Origin of the sequence: Rhizobacter sp. Root1238 (assembly GCF_001425825.1) — a bacterium.
Lineage (GTDB): Bacteria > Pseudomonadota > Gammaproteobacteria > Burkholderiales > Burkholderiaceae_C > Rhizobacter.
Genome location: NZ_LMDM01000024.1, coordinates 23,807 through 40,893 on the forward strand (window position 1 = coordinate 23,807; position 17,087 = coordinate 40,893).

A 17,087-nucleotide genomic window follows, 5' to 3' on the forward strand; every position below is an offset into this window, starting at 1 on the left:
TGACCATCCTCAAGGTTGCCGATGGCGCTCTTGTCTCGTCACGCGTCCCGCACCCTCACCGGCGCGTGCTGCGTCATCAGCTCGGCGATCCAGTCGATGAACACCCGCAGCCTGGCGCTCACATGGCGGTTCGACGGGAACGCGACGTAAAGCGGCATCGGGTCGAAGCGCCAACCGGGGAACAGCGGCACCAGCTCGCCGCTCGCCCGGTGGGCCTGCGACATGTAGTCCGGAAGCCAGAGCGCGCCCAGGCCCGCCAGACCGGCCGCGAGGTAGGCGTTGCCGTCGTCCATCGCGACCACGTAGCGCCCCAGCACCTCGACGCGCTCGCCGTCGCGCTGCATCGCGTAGGGCAGGACCTTGCCGGTGCGCGCGCTCTTGTAACCCACGATGCGGTGATGCGTGCCTTCGAGATCCCGCGGATGCGCCGGCGTGCCCGCGCGCTCCAGGTAGCTCGGCGCCGCGCAGACCCGGGCCTGGAGATCGCCGACGCGGCGCGCCATCAGCGACAGGTCGGTGAGTTCGCCGCCGCGCACGACGCAATCCACCTTGTCGCCGATCAGGTCCACCATCCGGTCGCTGACGCCCAGGTCGAGCTGGATGTCGGGGTAGCGCGCGTGGAAGGCCGGCAGCGCCGGCACCAGGATGATGCTGGCCAGCGGCGTCGGCACGTCGACGCGCAACCGGCCCCGCGGCGCGGACGCGGCGCTCGACAGGCTGCTCTCGGCATCGTCCATGTCGGCCAGCAGCCGCAGCACGTGCTCGTAGTAGACCGCGCCGTCGGCCGTCACGTTGACCTTGCGCGTCGTGCGGTTCAGCAGCTTCACGCGCAATCGCGCCTCCAGCTGCTGCACCAGCTGCGTCACGCTGGTCTTGCTCAGGTGAAGGGTGTCGGCAGCCTTCGTGAAGCTGCCGGCTTCCACCACGCGGGCGAACGCCTGCATTGCATCGAAACGGTCCATCGCGGCGCCTCCCGGGAAGTCGATTGTTTGCTTTGCGCAAACAGTGATTGTCGACCGGCCTCGTTGATCCGCGCGGCACGGCTGCCTAGAGTCCCTGCATCGCAATCAAACGGGTCGGCTTCGACCCTCCAAGGACGCAAACATGGGCCAACGTGATGTGGTTTTCCCCGCCGGGCGGCAGGCGCTCTACGACAGGAATCGCTATTCGCCGGCGATCCGCTCCGGCGGCTTCCTGTTCGTGTCGGGGCAGGTCGGCAGCCGGCCCGACGGCTCGCCCGAACCGGACCTGCAGGCCCAGGCGCGGCTCGCCTTCGAGAACCTGAATGCGGTGCTGGCGGCGGCCGGCTGCACGTTCGACGACGTGGTCGACGTGACGGTCTTCCTCGTCGACCCGGAGTCGACCTTCGAGACGGTCTGGAAGATCGTGCCGGAGTACTGGGGCGACGCGCCCCATCCGACGCTCACCGGCGTCGGGGTCACCTGGCTCTACGGCTTCCAGTTCGAGATCAAGGTGATCGCGAAGCTGCCGGAGGCCGTGGCGGGCTGAAGGGCTGGGCGACGGCGCTCAGACGCCGACGATCAGCACCTCGTTCTCGGCCGCCACGCGGGTCGCGTGGCGCGCCTCGCTGCGGCTCTTCGCGGTTGCCGGCGGGGTGCGTTGCAGGCCGGGAGCGCGTTGCGGTGCATCGCTGCGCGAGGCGGATTCGGCTTGCGGGCGTTGCGTGGTGGGCCGCGGCGTCGCGGTGGAAGAGCGTTCGTTCATCGTGGACTCCTGTGATTCAAGCAATTCCGATGGTGGTCGTTGATTGATCGCTGGTAAAGCGATCTTTATTGGCCGATGACAGCAATAATCTTGCATTCAAGGCAGGCATCGGGGGCTCCGTGGACGTCACGTTGGCACGCACGTTTCTCGACATCGTCGACACCGGCAGCTTCGTGCGGGCCGCCGAGAGGCTGCATGTCACGCAGACCGCGGTCAGCGCACGCGTGAAGGCGCTCGAGGAAGCGGTCGGCGCCACCTTGTTCGTGCGCAGCAAGGCCGGCGCGTCGCTGACGCCGGCCGGCGAGCGCTTCGTGCGCCATGCGTCGATGATGGTGCAGGTGTGGGAGCGGGCGCGCCACCAGGTGGCGGTGCCGGCCGGCCACGAATCGGTGCTGACGATCGGCTGCGAGATGAGCCTGTGGGATCCGCTGCTGCTCGACTGGCTGCTGTGGATGCGCAACGCGGCACCGCACCTCGCGCTGCGCACCGAGGTCGGCGTCGCCGGCGAGCTGATGGACCGCGTGGCGTCCGGCATGCTCGACATCGCCGTCGTCTATGCGCCGCAGCGCCGCCCCGGCCTGCGCATCGAGTTGCTGATCGAGGAGAAGCTGGTGCTGGTCACCACGCACAAACCCACGAACAAGCGGGCGCGCAAGCTCGACCCGGCCGACTACGTCTACGTCGACTGGGGCCCGGAGTTCGCGCAGCAGCACAGCCTGGCCTTCCCGCAGCTCGGCCATGCGGCGGTGTCGGCCGGGCTCGGGCCGCTGGGCCGCGAGTTCGTGCTGGCCAACGGAGGGTCCGGCTACTTCCGGCAGGCGGTCGTCCGCAAGCACCTCGACAGCGGCCGGCTGCACCGCGTGAAGGGCGCGCCGGAGTTCCTGTACCCGGCCTATGCGGTGTTCGCCGAAGAGTCCGATGCGTCGGTCGTGCAGCCGGCGCTCGACGGGCTGCGCCACGCGGCCGGCGGCACGACGGCCGACCACGAATAGCGCCAGGCCTTAGCCCACCGGCACCCGGTCGGCTTCGAGCTCGCGCTCGGCGCGCAGGCTCGCCAGGTCCCGCCCGATCGTCACGACCGCGAGCACCCGGCCGCCCAGCCGGTAGCGCACGCGGCAGTCGTGTTCCGCGAGCGAGCCGTCGATCTCGATCGCATCCCAGCGTTCGGCATGGCCGACGTACTGCAGCGTCACGTCGTAGTGCTGGCTCCAGAAGAACGGGCTGATGTCGAAGGCGCGGCGCTGGCCGAGCATGTTCAGCGCGGCGACCTGGCCCTGGCGCTCGGCCAGCGCCCAGTGCTCGACGCGGATGCGCTGGCCCGAATGCGGGTCGGGCCAGCGCGCGATGTCGCCGGCCGCGAAGATGCCCGGCGCGCTGGTCTGCAGCCAGGCGTCGACGCTGACGCCGCGGTCGGTGGCGAGCCCGGCCTGCTCGGCCAGCGCGAGCGCCGGCCTCACGCCGACGCCGGCGACGACCAGGTCGGCCGCGAGCACCGTGCCGTCGGCCAGCCGGGCCTGCGTGCCGTCGAGCCGTTCGAGTGTCGTGCCGAGGTGGAACACCACGCCGTGCGAGGCATGCAGGTCGCGCACGAAGGCGCCGAGGTCCGGGCCGAGCACGCGCTGCATCGGCACCGCATCGGGCGCGACGACGTGCACCTCGAGCCCGCGCGTGCGCAGCGACGCCGCGACCTCGAGGCCGATGAAGCTCGCGCCGATCACCAGCGCCGTGCGAGCCGACGCCGCCCGCGCGACGATCGCGCGGCTGTCGGCGAAGCTGCGCAGGTGCAGCACCTGGCCGGGCGCGGCACCGGGCACGTCGAGCCGCACCGGGTCGGCGCCGGTGGCGAGCAGCAGCGCGCCGAACGGCCGCGTCGCGCCGCCGGCCAGTCGCAGCCGGCGTGCGGCCACGTCGATCGCGTCGACCCGCGTGTCCAGCAGCAGCTCGATGCGGCGCTCGGTGTACCAGCTGTCCGGCCGCAGCGGCATCCAGTCGGCCTCGGCCGTGCCGGCGAGGAAGTCCTTCGACAGGTTCGGCCGGTCGACCGGCGGGTCGGTGTCGGCGCTGAGGATCGCGAGCCGGCCGTCGTAGCCCTCGCGGCGCAGCGTGTCGGCGGCGGCCAGGCCGGCCGCGCCGCCGCCGACGATGACGACGTCGTCGAGCGCGTCGGCCGGTGCCTGCCGGCGGGACCGCGGCGCGGCGACGATGCGTTCGCGCGCGAACACCTGGCCGCCGCGCTGCTCGACGCGCCAGCACGGCAGGTCGTCGAGCGCCGGCGCACAGAGCGCCGTGCCGCTGCGGATGTCGAACTGCGCATGGTGCATCGGGCAGTGCAGCACGTGCCCGTCGAGCAGGCCGTCGGCCAGCGCCGCGTGGTAGTGGGTGCACTGCGCGCCGACCGCGTAGACCGCATCGCCCTGGCGCACCAGCAGCGCGTCTTCGCCGTCGATCCGGCCGGCGAGCATCGCACCGTCGGCGATCCGTTCGAGCGGGATGCCGGCCTTCAGGTCGGGCGGGGTGGTGTCGCTCATGGGTCGCTCCGGTGGTTGCGGCCGGACATCGTGGCACGAATCCGCCCCGCCGCCGGTCCCTCGGTGACATCCATCACCCAGGGCCGCCTTCGGTCACCGCGCGACATGCTTTTCCGGCGATCGGCCCGGCGGGCGATGAGAACAATTCACTCATCGCAACCCGCACACCACGCACCATGCACATCGCCCGCCCCGCCGGCAACCTGCCGACCCCTGCGCTCCCGAAGGCCGCCGCCAACCCGCCCGCCGCGGCGCCGGGTGGATTCGGTTCCAGCCTGAAGCCGGCAGCCACTTCGGCTGCGGCGCCCGATGCGTCCGAGCCCGCACCGGCGGCCGCATCGCATGCGCCGCCGAAGCCGGACCTCGCGAGCCAGCTGTCGACGCTGTCGCTGGCCGCGACGACCACGCCGCGCCCGGCGGCCTGATACCCGGCATCCGGCCCGGCGGCGGCCCAGACCGCGCCGGGCGATTTCGCGAGGGAGAACCCATGGAACACACCGCTTCGATCGGCGCCGGTGCGCCTGCCGCGCATGCGCCGGCCCCGGCCTCGGCACCGCACGGCACGCACGGCGCCGCGGCCCACCCGCCATCGGCGGCATCGCCCGGCGACGCCAGCAGCACGCTGGTGTCGCTCAGCGACGCCGGCCGGGCGCGTGCCGACGACGACACGCCCGACATGGCCGATGCGGCGCGGGTGGCCGCCCATGTCGCACTGGCCGTGCTCGGCGAGCCCGACGGGCTGGTCGCCGATGTGGCCCAGGCCGCCGCGGGCTATGCGGCACAGGCCGGGCTCGACCTGGCCGGCCGCATCGACGAGATCGCCTGAGGCCGTGGTGTCGACACGATTGCCGAACCGATTCGCCGTCGTGGCGACGGCGGCCTGCAGCGGCCTCGCCGGCTGCTCGCTGCTGAGCCCGGCGCCGACCTGGGAGCTGGTGAAGGCGACCGGCAGCGTGACCGCGCAGGCGATCGGCCGCTCGCCATCGCATGCGAGCGACACCGTGCACTACGGCGATGCGCCGGTGAAGCGGCTGTGCATCGAGTTCAACCGCAACGCGCCGCTGCCCGACCTGGTGCCGGCGCTGCAGGCGGAGCTGCGCAGCATCGGCGTCGCGAGCCGCGTCTACGAGGCCGGCGCCGGTGCGGGCACCGGTGCCGACGACTGCGAGGTCTGGCTGCGCTACGCCGCCTCGGTCGACTGGGACATGCCGCCGTTCGGCGACACGACCCGGCCGTACCTCAGCGCGGCGTCGATGAGCCTGCAGCGATCGGGCGGCGCGCTGCTCGCGAGCAGCGGCTACCGCGTCGACGACGCCGGCTTCGGCACCAGCAAGTGGGCCACGACAAGAACCAAGCTCGCACCGGTGGTGCGGGCGCTCATCCAAGGATTCGAATGAAACCCCCGAAGTACGCGGTACGTGGTGCGGCAGCGGCCAGTGTGCTGATGCTGACGCTGGCACTGGCGGCCTGCGCGAGCCCGCCGCCCAGCCTGGTGCCCGGCCCGGTCAGCGCCGCGCCGCCGCTGGCGCCGATGTTCATCGAACGCCGCAGCAACGGTGCGATCTGGCAGCCGCAGCTCGAAGCGGCCTCGCTGTTCTCCGGCGAGCGCCGGCCGCAGGCGGTGGGCGACACGATGAAGGTCGACATCGCCGAAAGCCTGAAGGCCTCGCAGAAGCGCGCGACCGACACCAGCCGCGACAACAAGCAGGCGGTCAGAGGTCCGGGCAACGGAGACAAGAACGGCGGCCTGTTCGACAAGATCCTGAACGTCGACGCGAACGCCGGCAGCAGCGATTCGTTCAAGGGCAGCGGCAGCACCGAAGTCGCGACCGAGTTCAGCGCGCAGCTCACCGTCTCGGTGATCAACGTGCTGCCGAACGGCCACCTGGTGGTGGCCGGCGAGCGCCGCATCGGCGTCAACGGCGGTGCGAGCGCGCTGCGCTTCTCCGGCGTCGTGAACCCGCAGGACATCCGGCTGGGCAACATCGTCAACTCGCGCGACGTGGCCAATGCCGCTCTGGAGAGCGCCGGCAGCGGCGATGTGTCCGAGGCGGCGTCGCGCAGCTGGCTGCAGCGCGTGATGGCCAAGACGCTCGCGGTGTGGTGATGCCGGCGCACTGGATCGACGATGCGGTGGAGCAGGTCTTCCGCCGCGGGCAGGCCATCGTGCGGGCCGGCGGCGAGCTGGCCGACTGGATGGCGATCCGCCAGGGCGCGGTCAGCCTGCACATCCGCGTGGCCGCGGGCACCGAGGTCGGCGTCGCGGTGTTGTGGGGCGGCGACGTGATCGGCTGGGGCTCGCCGCTCGGGCAGGACCGCGCGCTGTATGACGTGACGGCGCTGATCGATGTCGTGGCCGTCAAGGTGCCGGCGGCCACCGTGCGGGCCGCGCGCGATGCCGGCGACCGCGGGCCGGGCGACGACATCGGCCGCCTGCATTCCGCGACCGCGCTGCGCATGCAGGAGCAGCTCGCGCTGCGGCTCGCCGGCAGCGGCTTCCAGCGGCTGGTGAACGTGCTGGCGACCTTTGCGGCGGCCTTCGCGCCGACGCAGGCGCGCGCCCGCGGGCTGCACATCGGGTTGCCGGTGTCGCAGGCCTTCATGGGGCAGCTGGCCGGGCTGTCGAGGCGCCAGACCTGGATCTACCTCGGCCAGCTGGCCGATGCGGGCTGGGTGCGCACCGAGCGCGCGCAGGTGATGCTGGAGGCGCCGGCCGCGTGGCTGCAACTGCCGGCGCATGTCGAGCGCGAAGGGCTGGAGTGCATCGCGACGGCCGAGGACTGCAGCGCGACGCTCGGGCTGCTGTGCCTGGCCGCAGCGTCGGGCCGGTCGGACGGCGGCGTCGCCTCGACGCGCTGACCGATGGCGTCCGCCCGCGCGCCGGCCTTCACCGGGCGGCGCTCGCGGCGGGCTCGATCGCCGTCACGGCGAACGCCCCGTTCACCCGCTCCGCGCTGAAGCGCACGGTGTCGCCTTCGCGAAGGTTCTCGAGCAGCCGCGGGTCCGACACCTTGAACACCATCGTCATGCCCGGCATCTCGAGGTTGGCGATCGGCCCGTGGCGCAGCGTGAGCTTGCCCTGGGCCTTGTCGATTCGGCGCACCTCGCCCTGCGTCATCGCGGGCGCGTCGCCGGCCACCAGCACCCGGCCGAGCATGCCGGCCTCGAAGTGGCCGGGCTGCAGGCAGGCGAACTGGAAGTCGCCGGCCTTCGTGAACTGCCAGACGATCTCGCCGCTGGCGCCGGGCTTCACATGCGCCATGTTCGGACTCGCATGCTCCATCTCCGGAAACTTCTGCATCAGCGCCGCGTGGGCCTTCAGGTCGGCCGGTGTGCCCAGCACCATCTCGTGCAGCAGCCGGCCGTCGTTGCGCACGACGAACTTCACCGTCTCGCCACGCTGCACGGTGATGTCGGCCGGCGTGAAGCGCATCGCATCGCTCATGCCGAGCGGGATCACGCGGCGCACTTTCGCCGGATCGCCCTCGTGGCCGAACGAGGTCTCCTCGACCTTGGCGGCGTCATAGCGGCGCGGCGCGGCATGGTCTTCGTCGCCGTGGGCCGACGCGGGAGCCGCATGCAGGGCCAGCGCGGCGGCCACCAGGGTCATCGGGGTCGTCAGGAATCGGGTGTTCATCGTTGAAATCCTTCGTGTCGTGTCGTGTGGATGGGAGTCAGTGGCCGGAATGGCCGTGCGGCTTGCGGACCTGCAGCGTGCCGGCATCGGGCTGCGCCGCCGGGGCGCGCAGTGCGGCATCGACCTCGCCGGTGAATTCATGGGCCAGCGTCCCCGGCGGGTGCCGGTACGGTCCGGGGTCGCGGTGGTCGCCGCGGGCCAGGTCGTCGCGCACCTTCACCACGCTGAACATGCCGCCCATGCCGATCGGGCCGAACGGGCCGGTGCCGGTCATCATCGGCAGCGTGTTGTCGGGCAGCGGCATCTCCATCGCCGCCATGTCGTGCATGCCCTTGTCGCCCATCACCATGTAGTCGGGCACCAGGTTCGCGATCTTCTGCGCCACCTCGCGGTGGTCGACGCCGATCATCGTCGGCACCGCATGCCCCATCGCGTTCATCGTGTGGTGCGACTTGTGGCAATGGATCGCCCAGTCGCCGGCCAGCGCATCGAACTCGAAGGCACGCATCTGGCCGACGCCGATGTCGGTCGTCACCTCCGGCCAGCGCGCCGACTTCGGCACCCAGCCGCCGTCGGTGCCGGTCACCTCGAAGTGCGGGCCGTGCATGTGGATCGGGTGATTGGTCATCGTCAGGTTGCCGACGCGGATGCGCACCCGCTCGCCGGTGCGCGCGACGATCGGATCGATGCCGGGGAACGCGCGGCTGTTCCAGGTCCACAGGTTGAAGTCGAGCATCGTGTTGACGCGCGGCGTCGCGGCCCCCGGCTCCACGTCGTAGGCGTTCAGGATGAAGCCGTAGTCGCGGTCGGCGCGCAGTTGCCGCGGGTCCTTCGGGTGGACGATGAACAGGCCCATCATCCCCATCGCCATCTGCGTCATCTCGTCGGCATGCGGGTGGTACATGAAGGTGCCCGAGCGCTGCAGCACGAACTCGTAGACGAAGGTCTTGCCGACCGCGATCGGCGGCTGGGTCAGCCCCGTCACGCCGTCCATGCCCGACGGCAGCAGGATGCCGTGCCAGTGCACGCTGGTGACCTCGGGCAGCCGGTTGGTCACGAAGATGCGCACCCGGTCGCCTTCGACCGCCTCGATCGTCGGCCCCGGGCTCTGGCCGTTGTAGCCCCACAGGTTGGCCTTCATGCCGGGGGCGATCTCGCGCACCACCGGCTCGGCCAGCAGGTGGAACTCCTTGACGCCGTCCTTCATGCGCCACGGCAGCGACCAGCCGTTGAGCGTGACGATCGGGTTGAACGGCCGGCCGGTGGGCGGTGGCGGCGGCGCTTGCAGCGTCGCGCTCGACTGCGTGACCGCCTCGGGCAGCGAGGCCGCGCCGACGCGGCTGACGGTGGCAGCGCCGAGCAGCGTCGCGCCGGCGGCCTTGAAGAAATTTCTGCGTTGGGTCATGGCTGGCTCCGTCCGGCGATCGCCGTCTGCAACGAGGTCTCGGCGATCCAGTGGTCGCGCAGCGACTCGACCGCGCCGGTCACGCCGGCGATCTGCTCGCGCGCATCGGCCAGCAGCTCGAACACGCTGCCGAGCATGCCGTTGTAGCGAAGCATCTGTTCGTCGGAGATGCGCTTGCGCAGCGGCACCACTTCGTCGCGGTAGTGCTTCGCCAGCTCGTACGCGCTGAGGTAGGCCGAGTGCGACTCGCGCACCTCGGAGCGTGCCTGCAGCGCGAGCTGCGCGACGCGGTCGACCGACTGCCGGTAGGTGGCCTCGGCGCGCGCGACGCGGGTGCTGCCGGCATCGAACAGCGGCAGCTCGAACTCGATCTCGTAGCCGTTGCGGCGCGGTTCGCCGCCGGCGTCGCTGCGGCTGCTCTGGTTCTGGTAGCCGACGTCGAGCACGTTGATGAAGCGCGTCGTCTTCGTCAGGCCGAGCGAGGCGGCGGTCGATTCGGCGCTGCGCCGGGCCATCAGCAGGTCGAGGCGCTTGTCCATCGCCGTCTGCTCGGCGTTGCGGGCGTCGACCGGCGCGGCCGGCAGCTCGGGCAGGCGCTCGGGCAGCGTGAACGGCGGCAGGTCGTCGGCCAGGCCGAGCGCGCGCGCCAGGCGTTCGCGCCCGGTCACCGCCTGGTGGCGCGCGCGCAGCCATTGCGCCAGCGCGTCGGCCTCGAACGCCTGCTCGCGCATCTGCTCCAGACCGCTGAAGTTGCCGACGGCCCGCATGCGTCGGGCGAGCTCGCCCGACGCGTCGGCGGCCTCCTTCACCTGCCCGGCATAGCCCAGCAACTGCTGCGCGGCGACCGCGTCGAAGAACGCGCGCCGCGCCTCGGCGGCCAGGCCCACCGCGTCGGCGGCGGCCTGCAGCTGGGCGATCTCGAAGCGGTCGCGTTCGATGCGCGACGCGGTCGGCATCGACAGCAGCCCCAGCACGTCGAAGATCACCGCGCGGTCGATCTCGACGCTGCCGCCGCCGGCCAGCCGGCCGAAGCGCAGCGAGGGGTTGTGCAGGCGGCCGGCACGCACCAGGTCGGCCTCGGCGATGCCGAGCTCGGCGAAGCTCGCGCGCAGCCCGCGGTGGTTCAGCAGTGCGATCTCGACGGCGGCATCGGGCGTCAGCGGGTGTTGCAGCAGTTCGGTGGTGCGGATGCGGGCCGCGTCGGACGCCTTGGCATCGCGCGGCGAGAGCGGCGCGATGCCGGTGCGCTCGCGCGTCAGCGACGCGACGCGGTCGAAGCCGCCGTCGGGCGAGAAGGACGCGCAGCCGGTCAGCGCCAGCAGCGACAAGGCGCCGGCCACCTTCGACAGGTTCAGGTTCATGGTTCGAAGTCGATTGAATCGCCGGCGCCCGCGGAACGGGGTCGGCAACAGCCTGCGCGGCGGACGCGCAGGCACCCTCGGGCCCGGTCGACGGGCCCCGCGGGGTCAGCGGCTTCGGGGAGGACGGTCGGGGCCGTCGGACTGGAAACTCGGGGCCGGCGCGCGCAGCGCCGGGAAGCTCAGCGTGGCCGCGAGCATCGACGGCTCGACCGTCGGTGCGCTGCTCGGCAGCGGGGTCATCGAGCAGAAGCTCGCGCAGAGGTTGCAGCCGCCGTCGTGCGCGTGGGACGCGGGGGACGGCGGCGCGGCGTCGTGGTGCATGCCCTCGTGATGTGCCTGCGCGGTGGCCGAGTCGTCGTACCTGTGGGGGTGCGGCTCGTGCTGTTGGTGGGACACCGCGTCGCCCCCCGTCGGGCACAGCATCGCCCCCGCGACTGCGGCCCGCAGGGGCATCAACAGCGCAAGGACGATCAGGAGGAGGGCGCGGGCGGTTCTCAAGGCAGTGGGGTATTCAGGCTGGCCGCGAGTCTATGGGCTTCCACGGTGGCAATGTCAAGCGATGACCCGCCTCCTCAAACCGTGATTTTTCCCACTGAATGCCGACGGGGGCGCCCTGGATTCGCGATTTGGATCTCTAGACTTGTACGACAAGTGGAACCTTTCCACTCCAAGGGAGCTTGAATGCAGATGTGGAAGAGTGTGCTGGCGTTGACCGCCAGCCTGATGGCGTTGGCACCGGTCCACGCCCAGATCCGGATCGGCCAGACGGCCGGCTTCACCGGCCCGGTCGCGGCCGGCGTGCGCGACATGACCGCGGGCGCGACCCTCTACTTCGACACCATCAACAACCGCGGCGGCATCGACGGGCAGCGCCTCGAGCTGGTGTCGCTCGACGACCAGTTCCAGCCGCCGCTGGCCGCGAAGAACGCGAAGACGCTGGCCGCCGACCCGAAGGTGGTCGCGCTGTTCCTGAGCCGCGGCACGCCGCAGACGCAGGCGATGCTGCCGGTGCTCGAGCAATCGAAGATCGCGCTGGTGGCGCCGCTGACCGGCGCCGCGGTGCTGCGCAAGCCGGTGCAGCCGTATGTGTTCAACGTGCGCGCGTCGTCGTCGCGCGAGGCGCAGCGGGCGATCGAGCACCTGATGGGCGTCGGCGTCAGCCGCATCGCCGTCGTGACGCCGGAGGATTCGTCGGGGCTCGATGCGCTGGCCGGTGCCAACGCCGGCTTCGAGGCCGGCCACATCAAGCCGGTGTTCGCCGGGCAGTTCAACCAGCAGAAGCCGGAGTTCGGGGCGACGGTCGAGGCCTTGAAGAAGGTCGAGCCGCAGGCGATCCTGTTCGTCGGCTCGGCGCAGGCGGTGGCCGGCGGCACCGCGCTGATCCGCGCGGCGGGGCTGCAGTCGCAGATCGTCACGCTGTCGAACAACGCGTCGAAGGGCTTCATCGACCTGATGGCGTCCAACGCGCACGGCACGATCATCGCGCAGGTGTTCCCGAACGAGCGGGCGATCTCGTCGCCGCTGATCAAGGAGGTGCTCGAGTTCGCGAAGGCCGCGAAAGTCGAGAACGTCACGCCGGCGCTGGTCGAAGGGTTCGCCGACGCGAAGGTGCTGGTCGAGGCGATCCGCCGCGCCGGCCGCGCGCCGAACCGCGCGTCGGTGCTGGCCGCGCTGAACGGCATGTCCGCCTACGACCTCGGCGGCCTGCGCATCAACTACAGCCCGGGCGACCACACCGGGCTCGATTTCGTCGACCTGTCGATCGTCGATTCGACCGGGCGGCTGCGCCGCTGAGCCGCTCAGCCCGCCGCTTTCTTCGCGGCGGGCTTCGGTCGGCACACGCGTGCCGCGATCTTCAGGAACTCCTTCGCGGCCGGCGAAGCCTGCCGCAAGCTGCGCACCGCGAGGCCGATCTGGCGGCGGGCGACCGGCCGCAGCGGCCGCGCCACCACGCCCGGGTAGTGGCTGTCGAGCCGGTCGGGCAGCGCATGCTCGGCGACGATCGAGACGCCTTCGCCGCGGTCGACCATCGACAGGATCGTGACCATCTGCGAGACGCGGTGGCGGATGTCGGGGCGCAGCCCCAGCGCGCTGAAGCGGCTCTCGACCAGCGACGAGCTGCCCGCCTGCGTCAGGATGAACGGCACGCCGACCAGGTCGGCCGGCGCGATGCTGCGCGCCTTCGACAGCGGGTGGGCCGCGGGGACCAGCGCCATCAGTTCGTCGACCAGCAGCGGCGTGGTGTCGAAGCGCTCGTCGGGCAGCACCACGAAGCCGACGTCGACGCGGCCTTCGAGGATCCAGCGCGCGACGACGCTGTCCTCGCCTTCGTCGACACGCACCTCGATGCCCGGAAAGCCGTGGCGAAACTCGGCCAGGATGCCGGGCAGCAGCCGCACCGACGAGGTGGGCCCGAACGAGCCGATGCGCAACACGCCCCGGCTGAGCCCGCCGGCCGCCGCGGCCTCCTGCTTCAGCGCCTCGGCCAGGTTCAGGATCTCGCGCGCGCGCAGCAGCACCTGCCGGCCGACCTCGGTCGGCTTCAGCGCCGTCGGGTGGCGCGAGATCAGCGAGACGCGCAGTTCCTTCTCGAGCGCCTTCAGCGCATGCGAGGCGGCCGACTGGCCGATGCCCAGGCGCGACGCCGCGGCGGTGAAGCCGCCGAGCTCGGCGACGAGCGCGAAGATCTCGAGCTGGGTGAAGGTCATCGGCGGCTCCGGGGAGGGTATGAGCGTTTGCTCATTTGACCATGACCCCTCATGAAAACTAGCATTCGCGCCGAACCACGATCCCTCGCCCCGCCATGACCGCCGTTCCCGTTCCCGTTGCCGTCCCCGCTCTGCCGCCGCGCGAGCAGCCGAACCTTTCCCTCGTCTACGCCAGGCTGGTGATGGTCGCGCTGTTCTGGGGCGGCACCTTCATCGCCGGCAAGGCGCTTGCGCAGGCGATGCCGCCGACGGTCGCGGCGGTGCTGCGCTTCGGCGTTGCGGTGTCGCTGTTGCTGCCGCTGGCCTGGCGCTCGGCCGGCGGGCTGACCCGGCTGAGCTGGCGGCAGGCGCTGGCCACCGCGGGGCTCGGGCTCACCGGCATCTTCCTGTACAACCTGTGCTTCTTCTCGGCGCTCTCGCGCATGCCGGCCGGCCGCACCGCGCTGTTCGTCGCGCTGAACCCGGTCGTCACGGCCATCGCCGCGAGCCTCGTGTTTCGCGAGCGGCTGCGGCCGCTGCAATGGGGGGGCATCGCGCTGGCGCTGACCGGCGCCGTGGTCGTGATCACGCGCGGCAGCCCGTTGGCCGCCTGGCACGACATCAGCCAATCGATCGGTGCCGGCGAGCTGCTGATGTTCGGCGCGGTGTTCAGCTGGGCCGCCTACACGGTGATCGGCCGCATCGCGTTCGCCGGGCTGAGCCCGCTGGTGGCGACGACCTGGGCCGCGCTGTGGGGCCTGTCGTTCCTGCTGCTCGGGTCGGCCGGCGATCTGGCCGAGCTCGCGTGGCGGCAGGTGCCCTGGCCGGTCTGGGCCGCGGTGGTCTACCTCGGCGCGTTCGGCACCGTGCTCGGCTTCGTCTGGTACGGCGAGGGCGTCAAGGCCATCGGCCCGTCGCGCACGGTGGTGTTCAACAACCTGGTGCCGGTGTTCGGCGTCACGCTGGCGGCGCTGCTGCTCGGCGAGAGCATCACCGTGTCGATGGGCCTCGGCGGCGCGCTGAGCGTGCTCGGCGTGATGCTGACCAATCGCAGGACCTGACCCACCCGCACCCATCGCGGGTCGCGACAATCCGGCGTCGAGGGGGTTCCTCGCCGCCTTTTCTTTTCAACAGGAGATCCGAATCGTGCAAGAACTCATCGCCCTCGCGGGCATCGTCGCCGCGCTGTCCGTCGGCGTCGTCAGCCCGGGGCCCAGTTTCGTGATGGTGGCGCGCATGGCGGTGGCCGGCTCGCGTTCGCAGGGCGTCGCGGCCGCGCTCGGCATGGGCCTCGGCGGCATGGCGTTCGCGACGATGGCCCTGCTCGGCCTGCAGGCGGTGCTGATGGCGGTGCCGACGCTGTATGTCGCGCTGAAGCTCGGCGGCGGGCTGTACCTGTGCTACCTCGGCTTCCTGATCTTCCGCGGCGCGCGCGAACCGCTGGCGCTGCAGTCCGGCGGTGCCGACGAGCCGCGGCAGTTCGGGCGTTCGCTGTGGCGAGGCCTCGCCACGCAGCTCAGCAACCCGAAGACCGCGATCGTCTACGGCAGCGTGTTCGCGGCCTTCCTGCCGCACAGCTACTCGGTCGGCTTCGGCATCGCGCTGGTCGCCGCGGTGTTCGCGGTCGAAGCCAGCTGGTACGCCTTCGTCGCGCTGCTGCTGTCGTCGCAGGGGCCGCGCAAGGTCTACCTCGGCTGCAAGACCTGGGTCGACCGGACGGCCGGGGTCGTGCTGTTCGGGCTCGGGGTCCGGCTGATCGCGACCGCGCCGGACGCGTGAGTCGGCGGTGCGCGGCCGCTTCGCCGATCTCCGCGATCAGCACCCGCGCGCCCGGTGACAGGAAACAGCCCTGGTGCCGCGCAACGCGACGAGAGCCTGTGCCGTGAAACGCACGTCAAAGGCGAGAGGGGCTCGTGCTCTAAGACGCGCTGGCTGGCGCCTTGGCCTTCCACTCTTCCAGGCCACCAGCGCCCGCGATATCGTCATCCAGTCGCCTCTGGGCTGCCTCAACGCCGCTGAACGCGCCCGGTCCGTCGAACACGAGGCGATCCTCGGGCAACAACTCTTCGCGGGTCTTCCGGATGAAGGTGCCGTCTGGGGCTTCTACAAGAAAGCTGGCGCTCATGATTCTTCTCTCCTGTATTGAAAGTGCCACTTGCCGGACAAGCGCTGCCAGGTTCGGTGAACCAGTTCGCATGCGAAATCGTTCGGATGCAGCTTATTGCAGCGAATTTCATCCCGCAGCAGCCGGTCGATCCGAACTTCCTCCCGGGCGTATTCGGCTTGGAGGTCCGCGACTTTAATCCGATCGAGATGCCCGACCATGTATCGATGGTTTCGCGTCACGACCCTGATCTCGTGAAACCTGAACTCGCATCCGATCATGACGTCGCCGACGCTGGGACCGGTGTTCCGCGGGTGGTTGTGCGTGAAGGTGGCGCCGGCACCGCCCAGGAGCTCTTGCACCGTGAACGGGACACGGTCGGTATGACCGGTGCGCTTCGCAAGAGTTGTGCCGTTCGCCGCGATCAAAGCGCCGGTCTCGATGGCGTCGTTGCGGATCAGGTTTTCGACGCTGACTGCATTGGCCCGTGCCGCCGTACTGATGTCGGGCGCCATCCGCGCGTGCCCGGCGGCACTCAAGAGATGACCTCGCCGAGGTCTGACATCGCTTGTCTCCTCGTTCTGGTTGCCGCAGACGAGCCACATGGGCCGCATCGGCCAGAGGACTTGTCCGTCCGCTTGTTCGGAGGCAGCTGGCGGATTGTGGATTCCTTCCTGCATCGAAGCAACGCCCCACGACACGATCTTGGAAAGCCTTCAACCGCGGTGGCACAGGTCCCGCATATCATCGCTTCGTCCCGGAAAGTCGAGGAGACGATCATGCACATGGCGACTCGCCTGTTGGCCTGCCTGCTATTCGCCGCCCACCTGGCCGCTTCCGCGGTGGAAGTGGTCCGCGTTCCGAAACCCGAGTTCGAAGGCGACCACCGCTACGACTATGCGCTGCAGCTGCTGGAGCTCGCGTTGTCGAAGAGCGGCACCGACTACCGCACGCAACCGGCCGAGACGCCGATGAACCAGGAGCGGCAGGTGCTCGAGATCGAGGCCGGGCGCAGCATCGACGTCGGGCCGATCCCCAGTTCCGCCGAGCGCGAGGCGCGCCTGCTGCCGGTCTACATCCCGATCAACAAGGGCCTGCTCGGCTGGCGCCTGGGCCTGATCCGCAAGGGCGACCAGGGCCGCGTCGCCGGCGTCGACACGCTGGCCGACCTGAAGCGGCTGCGGATCGCGCAGGGGCAGGAGTGGCCCGACACGCAGATCCTGCGGGCCAACGGCATCGACGTGATCACCGCCCCGAAGTACGAAGGCCTGTTCAAGATGCTGACCGGCAAGCGCTTCGACTACTTCCCGCGCAGCATGATGGAGATCTGGGAGGAGCAGGCACTCAATGCCGACACGCTGGAAGTGGAACCGCACCTCGCGCTGCACTACTTCTACGACGCCTACTTCATGGTGAACCGCAAGAACACCCGGCTCGCGCAAGACATCCGCGCGGGCCTGGAGAAGGCGATCGCCGACGGCTCGTTCGACAAGCTGTTCCAGCAGTACTTCGGCGAGTGGCTGCGCAAGGCGCAGCTCGAGACGCGCACCGTGATCGAGCTGCGCAACCCGCTGTTGACGCCGGGGACGCCGTCCGACCGGCCCGAACTCTGGTACGACGCGAAGCGCGGGCGCTGAGCG

21 protein-coding genes are annotated in these 17,087 nt (G+C 70.8%); 11 read left to right on the forward strand and 10 right to left on the reverse strand.

The genetic code is table 11. From position 1 onward, the window contains the following. Window positions 1-38: 38 nt before the first annotated feature. Complete coding sequence (locus ASC98_RS19335; protein WP_056820359.1) at window positions 39-962, reverse strand: LysR family transcriptional regulator; 924 nt, start codon at window positions 960-962, stop codon at window positions 39-41. A 142-nt stretch (window positions 963-1,104) separates the two neighbouring features. Between ASC98_RS19335 and ASC98_RS19340 the strand changes: the two genes are divergently transcribed. Further along, window positions 1,105-1,509: a RidA family protein gene (locus ASC98_RS19340; protein ID WP_056807067.1), complete on the forward strand. Its 405-nt coding sequence runs from the start codon at window positions 1,105-1,107 to the stop codon at window positions 1,507-1,509. A gap of 18 nt (window positions 1,510-1,527) precedes the next feature. Here the strand turns inward: ASC98_RS19340 and ASC98_RS19345 are convergent, their stop codons facing one another. Further along, the gene (locus tag ASC98_RS19345; RefSeq protein WP_056807070.1) at window positions 1,528-1,725 is read right to left on the reverse strand and encodes a hypothetical protein; all 198 of its coding nucleotides are present in this window, start codon (window positions 1,723-1,725) and stop codon (window positions 1,528-1,530) included. Window positions 1,726-1,844: 119 nt separating this feature from the next. On the opposite strand from ASC98_RS19345, the gene ASC98_RS19350 reads away from it, so the two are divergent. Then, window positions 1,845-2,717 carry a LysR family transcriptional regulator gene (locus ASC98_RS19350; RefSeq protein WP_056807074.1) on the forward strand — a complete coding sequence of 291 codons (873 nt, stop codon included), beginning with the start codon at window positions 1,845-1,847 and terminating at the stop codon, window positions 2,715-2,717. A 9-nt stretch (window positions 2,718-2,726) separates the two neighbouring features. Here ASC98_RS19350 and ASC98_RS19355 read toward each other — a convergent pair whose 3' ends face one another. Further along, on the reverse strand, window positions 2,727-4,253 hold the full coding sequence (locus ASC98_RS19355) for an FAD-dependent oxidoreductase (protein WP_056807076.1): 1,527 nt from the start codon (window positions 4,251-4,253) through the stop codon (window positions 2,727-2,729). 176 nt (window positions 4,254-4,429) lie between these two features. On the opposite strand from ASC98_RS19355, the gene ASC98_RS19360 reads away from it, so the two are divergent. The 5 genes from ASC98_RS19360 to ASC98_RS19380 all read left to right on the forward strand — a co-directional run bounded on the left by ASC98_RS19360 (window position 4,430) and on the right by ASC98_RS19380 (window position 7,112). After that, entirely contained in the window at window positions 4,430-4,678 is a 249-nt protein-coding gene (locus ASC98_RS19360) for a hypothetical protein (protein ID WP_056807080.1), read from the forward strand. Between the two features lie 62 nt (window positions 4,679-4,740). Further along, on the forward strand, window positions 4,741-5,079 hold the full coding sequence (locus ASC98_RS19365) for a hypothetical protein (protein WP_056807083.1): 339 nt from the start codon (window positions 4,741-4,743) through the stop codon (window positions 5,077-5,079). A gap of 7 nt (window positions 5,080-5,086) precedes the next feature. Next, the gene (locus ASC98_RS19370; RefSeq protein ID WP_157598145.1) at window positions 5,087-5,650 is read left to right on the forward strand and encodes a cell division protein FtsI; all 564 of its coding nucleotides are present in this window, start codon (window positions 5,087-5,089) and stop codon (window positions 5,648-5,650) included. Then, complete coding sequence (locus tag ASC98_RS19375; RefSeq protein ID WP_235581321.1) at window positions 5,647-6,360, forward strand: flagellar basal body L-ring protein FlgH; 714 nt, start codon at window positions 5,647-5,649, stop codon at window positions 6,358-6,360. The genes ASC98_RS19370 and ASC98_RS19375 overlap by 4 nt, the downstream gene beginning before the upstream one ends. Continuing rightward, a complete protein-coding gene (locus tag ASC98_RS19380; protein ID WP_056807089.1) occupies window positions 6,360-7,112 on the forward strand; it encodes a Crp/Fnr family transcriptional regulator in 753 nt (250 codons plus the stop codon). Before ASC98_RS19375 ends, ASC98_RS19380 begins: the two co-directional genes overlap by 1 nt. Window positions 7,113-7,140: 28 nt before the next feature. Here the strand turns inward: ASC98_RS19380 and ASC98_RS32385 are convergent, their stop codons facing one another. The 4 genes from ASC98_RS32385 to ASC98_RS19400 form a co-directional block, all read right to left on the reverse strand. Continuing rightward, window positions 7,141-7,890, reverse strand: coding sequence for a copper-binding protein (locus ASC98_RS32385; RefSeq protein WP_082542171.1), 750 nt, complete (start codon window positions 7,888-7,890; stop codon window positions 7,141-7,143). Between the two features lie 37 nt (window positions 7,891-7,927). Then, window positions 7,928-9,295 (reverse strand): multicopper oxidase family protein, encoded by a 1,368-nt coding sequence (locus tag ASC98_RS19390; RefSeq protein ID WP_056807093.1) that lies wholly within the window; start codon window positions 9,293-9,295, stop codon window positions 7,928-7,930. Next, a complete protein-coding gene (locus tag ASC98_RS19395) occupies window positions 9,292-10,656 on the reverse strand; it encodes a TolC family protein (protein ID WP_056807096.1) in 1,365 nt (454 codons plus the stop codon). The genes ASC98_RS19390 and ASC98_RS19395 overlap by 4 nt, the downstream gene beginning before the upstream one ends. 105 nt (window positions 10,657-10,761) lie before the next feature. After that, window positions 10,762-11,052 (reverse strand): hypothetical protein, encoded by a 291-nt coding sequence (locus ASC98_RS19400; RefSeq protein ID WP_157598146.1) that lies wholly within the window; start codon window positions 11,050-11,052, stop codon window positions 10,762-10,764. A 285-nt stretch (window positions 11,053-11,337) separates the two neighbouring features. Here ASC98_RS19400 and ASC98_RS19405 point away from each other — a divergent pair, with 285 nt between their 5' ends. Beyond that, complete coding sequence (locus ASC98_RS19405) at window positions 11,338-12,450, forward strand: ABC transporter substrate-binding protein (RefSeq protein ID WP_056807103.1); 1,113 nt, start codon at window positions 11,338-11,340, stop codon at window positions 12,448-12,450. A gap of 5 nt (window positions 12,451-12,455) precedes the next feature. On the opposite strand, the gene ASC98_RS19410 is transcribed toward ASC98_RS19405, so the two are convergent. Further along, on the reverse strand, window positions 12,456-13,364 hold the full coding sequence (locus ASC98_RS19410; RefSeq protein WP_056807106.1) for a LysR family transcriptional regulator: 909 nt from the start codon (window positions 13,362-13,364) through the stop codon (window positions 12,456-12,458). A 95-nt stretch (window positions 13,365-13,459) separates the two neighbouring features. Here ASC98_RS19410 and ASC98_RS19415 point away from each other — a divergent pair, with 95 nt between their 5' ends. Both ASC98_RS19415 and ASC98_RS19420 read left to right on the forward strand, forming a co-directional pair. Further along, window positions 13,460-14,404 carry a DMT family transporter gene (locus tag ASC98_RS19415; protein WP_056807110.1) on the forward strand — a complete coding sequence of 315 codons (945 nt, stop codon included), beginning with the start codon at window positions 13,460-13,462 and terminating at the stop codon, window positions 14,402-14,404. An 85-nt stretch (window positions 14,405-14,489) separates the two neighbouring features. After that, window positions 14,490-15,122 carry a LysE family translocator gene (locus tag ASC98_RS19420; RefSeq protein WP_056807113.1) on the forward strand — a complete coding sequence of 211 codons (633 nt, stop codon included), beginning with the start codon at window positions 14,490-14,492 and terminating at the stop codon, window positions 15,120-15,122. 139 nt (window positions 15,123-15,261) lie between these two features. On the opposite strand, the gene ASC98_RS19425 is transcribed toward ASC98_RS19420, so the two are convergent. Then, a complete protein-coding gene (locus ASC98_RS19425; protein ID WP_056807116.1) occupies window positions 15,262-15,468 on the reverse strand; it encodes a hypothetical protein in 207 nt (68 codons plus the stop codon). Continuing rightward, complete coding sequence (locus ASC98_RS31130; RefSeq protein ID WP_235581322.1) at window positions 15,465-15,986, reverse strand: hypothetical protein; 522 nt, start codon at window positions 15,984-15,986, stop codon at window positions 15,465-15,467. The genes ASC98_RS19425 and ASC98_RS31130 overlap by 4 nt, the downstream gene beginning before the upstream one ends. Before the next feature lie 240 nt (window positions 15,987-16,226). Here ASC98_RS31130 and ASC98_RS31135 point away from each other — a divergent pair, with 240 nt between their 5' ends. Further along, window positions 16,227-17,084 (forward strand): ABC transporter substrate-binding protein, encoded by an 858-nt coding sequence (locus ASC98_RS31135; RefSeq protein WP_162249331.1) that lies wholly within the window; start codon window positions 16,227-16,229, stop codon window positions 17,082-17,084. Window positions 17,085-17,087 lie beyond the last annotated feature (3 nt).

What these genes read in the sequence shown, in the direction of transcription:
- ASC98_RS19395 (WP_056807096.1), bottom strand. Translation starts at nt 10,656, where the DNA reads ATGAACCTGAACCTGTCGAAGGTGGCCGGCGCCTTGTCGCTGCTGGCG.
- ASC98_RS19345 (WP_056807070.1), bottom strand. Translation starts at nt 1,725, where the DNA reads ATGAACGAACGCTCTTCCACCGCGACGCCGCGGCCCACCACGCAACGC.
- ASC98_RS19340 (WP_056807067.1), top strand. Translation starts at nt 1,105, where the DNA reads ATGGGCCAACGTGATGTGGTTTTCCCCGCCGGGCGGCAGGCGCTCTAC.
- ASC98_RS31135 (WP_162249331.1), top strand. Translation starts at nt 16,227, where the DNA reads ATGCACATGGCGACTCGCCTGTTGGCCTGCCTGCTATTCGCCGCCCAC.
- ASC98_RS19335 (WP_056820359.1), bottom strand. Translation starts at nt 962, where the DNA reads ATGGACCGTTTCGATGCAATGCAGGCGTTCGCCCGCGTGGTGGAAGCC.
- ASC98_RS19415 (WP_056807110.1), top strand. Translation starts at nt 13,460, where the DNA reads ATGACCGCCGTTCCCGTTCCCGTTGCCGTCCCCGCTCTGCCGCCGCGC.
- ASC98_RS19380 (WP_056807089.1), top strand. Translation starts at nt 6,360, where the DNA reads ATGCCGGCGCACTGGATCGACGATGCGGTGGAGCAGGTCTTCCGCCGC.
- ASC98_RS19375 (WP_235581321.1), top strand. Translation starts at nt 5,647, where the DNA reads ATGAAACCCCCGAAGTACGCGGTACGTGGTGCGGCAGCGGCCAGTGTG.
- ASC98_RS19410 (WP_056807106.1), bottom strand. Translation starts at nt 13,364, where the DNA reads ATGACCTTCACCCAGCTCGAGATCTTCGCGCTCGTCGCCGAGCTCGGC.
- ASC98_RS19360 (WP_056807080.1), top strand. Translation starts at nt 4,430, where the DNA reads ATGCACATCGCCCGCCCCGCCGGCAACCTGCCGACCCCTGCGCTCCCG.
- ASC98_RS32385 (WP_082542171.1), bottom strand. Translation starts at nt 7,890, where the DNA reads ATGAACACCCGATTCCTGACGACCCCGATGACCCTGGTGGCCGCCGCG.
- ASC98_RS19405 (WP_056807103.1), top strand. Translation starts at nt 11,338, where the DNA reads ATGCAGATGTGGAAGAGTGTGCTGGCGTTGACCGCCAGCCTGATGGCG.
- ASC98_RS19425 (WP_056807116.1), bottom strand. Translation starts at nt 15,468, where the DNA reads ATGAGCGCCAGCTTTCTTGTAGAAGCCCCAGACGGCACCTTCATCCGG.
- ASC98_RS19355 (WP_056807076.1), bottom strand. Translation starts at nt 4,253, where the DNA reads ATGAGCGACACCACCCCGCCCGACCTGAAGGCCGGCATCCCGCTCGAA.
- ASC98_RS19365 (WP_056807083.1), top strand. Translation starts at nt 4,741, where the DNA reads ATGGAACACACCGCTTCGATCGGCGCCGGTGCGCCTGCCGCGCATGCG.
- ASC98_RS19390 (WP_056807093.1), bottom strand. Translation starts at nt 9,295, where the DNA reads ATGACCCAACGCAGAAATTTCTTCAAGGCCGCCGGCGCGACGCTGCTC.